At 67.8% G+C, this 5,257-nt stretch carries 4 protein-coding genes; 1 reads left to right on the top strand and 3 read right to left on the bottom strand.

Annotation, left to right across the window (positions count from 1 at the left end; all coding sequences use genetic code 11):
* On the top strand, positions 1-953 hold a 953-nt coding region (locus WBB07_RS14500; protein ID WP_526308817.1), incomplete at its 5' end, for a MinD/ParA family ATP-binding protein.
* A gap of 14 nt (positions 954-967) precedes the next feature.
* Here WBB07_RS14500 and eccA read toward each other — a convergent pair.
* From eccA to WBB07_RS14485, 3 genes are all read right to left on the bottom strand, one after another.
* Complete coding sequence (eccA, locus tag WBB07_RS14495; RefSeq protein ID WP_526308815.1) at positions 968-2,815, bottom strand: type VII secretion AAA-ATPase EccA; 1,848 nt, start codon at positions 2,813-2,815, stop codon at positions 968-970.
* A complete protein-coding gene (eccE, locus tag WBB07_RS14490) occupies positions 2,812-4,347 on the bottom strand; it encodes a type VII secretion protein EccE (RefSeq protein WP_526308813.1) in 1,536 nt (511 codons plus the stop codon). Before eccE ends, eccA begins: the two co-directional genes overlap by 4 nt.
* Positions 4,344-5,257: S8 family serine peptidase (locus WBB07_RS14485; RefSeq protein ID WP_526308811.1), on the bottom strand; the 914-nt coding region annotated here is incomplete at its 5' end. The genes eccE and WBB07_RS14485, both read right to left, overlap by 4 nt.

Below are 5,257 nucleotides of genomic sequence, written 5' to 3'. Positions count from 1 at the left end.
CTCCGGCCCACCCGCCCATGCCGCCGATCCGGACGGTTCCGGCCCCCGCCAAACCGCGTCCCGCAGCCGGCTGGCGCAACCTCGTCCACCGCGCCACGTTCGGGCTGGTCAACCCCGGGCCATCCCGGTCGCAACGCCGCTACGACGAACTGGTGGCGATTTTGCGCGCCCCGCTGCCCGGGCATTTGAAGATCGGTGTACTCGGCAAGGGCGGTGTCGGGAAAACGTCGGTGGCCGCCAGCGTGGGTTCGATCCTCGCCGAGCAGCGCCCCGGCGATCGGGTGATCGCCATCGACGCCGACACCGCCTTCGGGCGCCTTGCCAGCCGAATCGACCCGAGCGCGCGCGGGTCCTACTGGGAAGTGGCCACCGACAAGAATCTTCAGTCGTTCGCCGACCTTCGCGGGCGGGTCGGTAACAACGCCAGCGGTCTCTACGTCCTGGCCGGCGAATCGGCCCAAGCCGGGCGGCACGTACTGGATCCGGCCATCTACCGCGAGGCCGCCACCCGCCTGGACCGGCACTTCACCATCTCGATCATCGATTGCGGCTCGACGATGGACGCCCCGGTCACCCAGGAGGCCCTGCGCGACGTCGACGCCCTGATCGTGGTGTCCTCACCGTGGGCCGACGGCGCGGCGGCTGCCGCCCAGACCATGGACTGGCTCGCCCACAACGGCCGGACCGAGCTGATGCGCCGAACCATCGTGGTGCTCAACGACTCCGACGGCCACTCCGAGAAACGCACCCGTACTGCGCTGGCTCAACAGTTCACCAGCCGGGGGCAGATCGTGGTCGGGGTGCCCTTCGATCCGCACCTGCGTCCCGGCGGTGTCATCGACGTGACCAAGGAGATGAGCTCCGAGACCAAGCTCCGCTTCCTCGAGATCGCCGCCGCCATCACGCACGGCTACGCCCAATCCAAAGCCCGAACCCGGCCACCGTTCGCGTAGACCCCGGCGCTGACTCAGACCTCGATCGGGACGTGCTTCTCGGCACACGCGTCGCGGATCGCCGAGGCGATGTCCTGGGTGCGAATGGTTTCGAGATCCGCGACGGTGACCGAGCCCCGCTCCGTGCGATGTTGGGCCGCAACCCGCGAATCACGCAGCCGTTCAGCGCGTTCGACGACATTTCGGGCGAACCGGCCGTTCTGCATGACGTCGATGCCGTGCGTCCCGTCGGCAGCCCGATAGGCACGCAGGATCCGGCACCCCGCATTGAGCGCCTCTTGCGCCGCGGGTTCGATCACCGTCGCACGCGGCTTCCCATAGCGCAGCGCGATCTCCACGAGCTCGTCCGGGCTGTAGGACTCGAAACGCAACTTCCTGTTGAACCGGCCGGCCAAGCCCGGGTTCACCGTCAGGAACTCGTCGACTTCCTTCTCGTATCCCGCACCGATGAAACAGAAGTCGAAGCGATGCACCTCCAGTGCAACCAGAAGCTGGTTCACGGCCTCCATGCCGATCATGTCCGGGCGGCCGTCGTGGTGTCGCTCCACCAATGAATAGAACTCGTCCATGAACAGGATGCGACCCAGCGAACGCTTGATCAGTTCATTGGTTTTCGGGCCCGACGAGCCGATGTGTTCCCCGCAGAAGTCTGCCCGCTTGACCTCGATGATCTCGGGATGCCGCACGATGCCCAGCCCCGCGTAGATCTTTCCCAGCGCCTCGGCTGTTGTCGTCTTGCCGGTACCCGGCGGCCCCACCAGCAGCATGTGGTTGGTCTGATTGGTCACCGGCAGACCGTGCGCAAGCCGCAATGCGCGCACCTCGATCTGGTCTTCCAGTTCTGCCACAGCCTTTTTCACCTCTGCCAGGCCCACCTGGTGGTCGAGCAACGCCCGGCCCTCGGCCAGCAGTTCGGTGCGGCGCCCCTCGTTTTCCTGCTCTTCACGGTCGGCTCGGGTCTGCGCCGTGCTGACATCCCACTTGTTGGTGCGGCTGTTGATGGTCTCCTCGTCGGTGACCAGCAACTGCAGCGACGAATCCGCCAACGCCTGCTGCGCCGCCGGGATCAGGGCACCGTTGATGGTCGCCTTGGACAGCACCACCTGCGCCTTGTCCTCCTCGCCGAGCTGACGGTGCGCCATCCCCCGGACGTAGGCGAGATCGGCTGCGATCAACGGGAAATCCGTCGGGTCGATGGCCGCCACCATCCCGGGGCTCAGGTCGCGGCGCCGGCCTTCACTCGGAGATGCGTGTGCGGCCCGCAGTTCCACCCGGTTCGCCCAGTCCAGAGCGACGCGGCCCTGGCCGAGATGGGCCGCGGCGTGGGCAGCCAGGGTGTTGGTCGCGGCGGTGACCGCCGACATGATGATCGCCTGAGGTGGCAGGACGGTGGCGGCCACCGAGACCACGTCCGGCCAGCGCTGGGTGGTCAGCATCAGATACGCCCGCAGATACTGCTGCCACTGGTGATTCTCCCAGGTGTCCAGCAGAGCCGAATCATTCAGTACCGCTTCGGCTTTCTCGTACTGGCCGTCATCAGTGAGCGCCGAACCCAGGGCCAGCCCCGCGTGTGAGGCCTCGGTCACGGTGATCGCCAAGTACGGCCCGGCCTTGATGTGCGCCGACAGCGACGCCCCCAGCCGGTTGGTTTCCCGGTGCAACCGAGCGCCGTACGCATACAACTGCTGCAGGCTCGACATCGAATCATCCCCGGCAGCGATGCGCCCCAGCCACGCATCCGCCATGGTCTCGTCCACCTCGGTGGCCGCGCCGAAACGGTTCAGCGCCTCCGCCGGATCTCTCGCCAGCAGCTCCATACCCTGGTCGAAGTGTCGTCGCGCTGTTGAGATGCTGCTTGTCATCGGCTCTCGTCCACCAGTTCCCGATCGGAAGCCACGGTAACCGGTTCGGTTGACACATAGCGGTTTTCGGCCCGAAACAGCTCCATCTCCACATGGTAGAGCCGGCCCGCGGCGGTGACGTCCACAGTGGCAGGCCCGGTCTGGGTGATCACGACGTCGGCGCTGCCGCGGAGTTCACCGGGTCGTCCGACCGAGATGACGGTGTTGGGCCGGGGCGCCGGAGCCACTGTTCCGTCGACCACGCTGACGGTGGTTCCGGCCACCGGCCGGGCGCGAGCGGTGACCGCAACATCGGGCATCCGCACGCTCGCCCACCGGGCCAGGTCACGGGTGTGCACCGTGACGCGGTCCCCGGATCCGACCGCACGAATGATCAGGCGTTTGGCCAGCGTATCGTCCGCGGCCAGGTGAATACGGGTGAACTCCCCCGGATCGCCGAGCGGGACCAGCATCCGGTCGCCGGCACCGAACTTGCCGATCAGCACCCCCGAAGGTCCGACAGGAATCGTCAGTGTCGCCGGCAACACACCGCGCCGCACCCCACGCAGTCGCACGGTCGGCCCGCACAGACCGGCTACCACGGCCGCAGCCTGCTCACCAGGCAGGTTCCGCAGCAACACCGCTGGAGTCGCGGTGGGTGGTTGCGCCGTCGCCAAGGTGACGGTGGCGGTCGCGGAGCCATCTGGGAACAGCGTCACATTCTGCATGACACCGTCGGCGCGCATCGCCCACGCCTGCTGCAGTACATCGGTGGTGATGTGCTGCCTGCGGTACCAGTACGTCGTCAGCCAGCCATTGTCGGAACGGACCGACCGCCAGCGCTGTCTACCCGCAGCCAGCGCGGAGGCCCCGAACCGGCGCTCCATCTCCACCATGTCGGTAGCCGTGGCGACACGGGCGCGAATACCCTGGCAGCGCAGCGTCGCGCTGATCCGTTGCGCCGCAGCCAATGCCGCTGTTCCCACCGAGATCCGCCACTGTACGGCGTCGGCGTTGTCCGCCGCGCTGATCCGCGCCACCAGCCAGGTCTCGCGTTGGCCGGCGTACGGCGGTGTGCCGATGAGGGTGTCGTACACCCGGGGATAGTCACCGGTGGTGCGCCGCCGGGCGCCGGCGCTGACCACGCTCAATGATTCCAGGGTGAGGCCCAGACTCTGATGCATCAGCGAGTGCAGCTCGGCGATGTCAAGAGTGTTGGCAGTCTGGGTGGCCGTGGATCCGGTGAAAAACGTGGGAGTGTGGGCCTTTCCGAGAACATGCACCGCGACGATCGCCGTGCCGCCCTGGTACCGCACGCCGCCGCCGGAGCGGTCGTTGGCGACGGTGACCGGTTCGCTGAGATGGATGGCGCGGCGACGAATCCAGAACAGCCGCGCCCAAGACCACAGCGGTTGCCGCCACCAGCGAACCACAGCGAGCAGTGTTCCCAGGACCAGAGCGGCGGCGGCGCCGGGATATCCGGCCAACGACCAGCCCAGCAGGCCGGCCAGCAATACGCCGATGATGACCGCGAGCCGTACCGGTGCGGTCATCGGGCGCGCCTGGCGCGTGCGATCAGCAGCGCGATCACCACCACACTTGCCGTCACGCCGGCGAACGCCAACGCCGCAGTGCGCGCACGGTGATCTGGCGGTGGCGGTGGCGGCGGCGGAGCTATCACCCTGCTCTGCGCATCAGGAGCCTGCCGAGGCCCGGCCGGCACGTCGAATGTCAAGGCGGCAACCGGATCCACCACTCCGTAGCCAACCTGATTGTCCACCCCGCGCGGCGGATTGTGCGCGGTCTGCAGCATCCGGTTGATCACCTGATGCGCGGTGAGCTCCGGGAACTTCGCCCGCACCAATGCGGCCACGCCGCTGACATAGGCCGCCGAGAAGCTGGTTCCCCAGAACGGGGTGTTCGGGTCGCCGGGCCGCGCCGGCGGATAGGCATTGACCGGACTGCCGGATTGCGGTGAGAGGCCCATGATCCCGACGCCGGGGGCGGCGGCCCGGACCCACGGACCCGCCAGGCTGGCCGGCAGCGGTGCGCCCGCGTTGTCGACGGCGCCGACGGACAGGACGTAATCGGAGAACCACGACGGCGACGAGACGGTCTTGACCTGGCTCCAATCGCGGGGGTCGGCCGTGTTGAGCGGATTGAACAGCGGGTTCTGCGCGCAGCCTTCCTCGCCTTCGTTACCGGCGGCCGCCACCAGTACTGCGTCCTTGATGGTGGCCGCGTACCACACCGCCGCCCCCAGAGCCCGCTGGTCCATGGGGTCGGCCGCCGACACACACGAAGTGACGCTGAGGTTGATCACCTTCGCACCCATGTCGGCGGCGTGCACGATCGCCTGCGCCAGGGAGGCGATGGTCCCGGCCTTGCGGCGGGCCTCGTTGTCGCCGGGTTCCGGATCGACAAATTCGTAGGCCCGTGACGACTGCCGGATCGAGATGACGG

Origin of the sequence: Mycobacterium sp. (assembly GCF_049647605.1) — a bacterium.
GTDB lineage: Bacteria > Actinomycetota > Actinomycetes > Mycobacteriales > Mycobacteriaceae > Mycobacterium.
The sequence above is the reverse complement of the archived record's forward strand: the minus strand, read 5'-3'. Positions and strand labels throughout refer to the sequence as shown.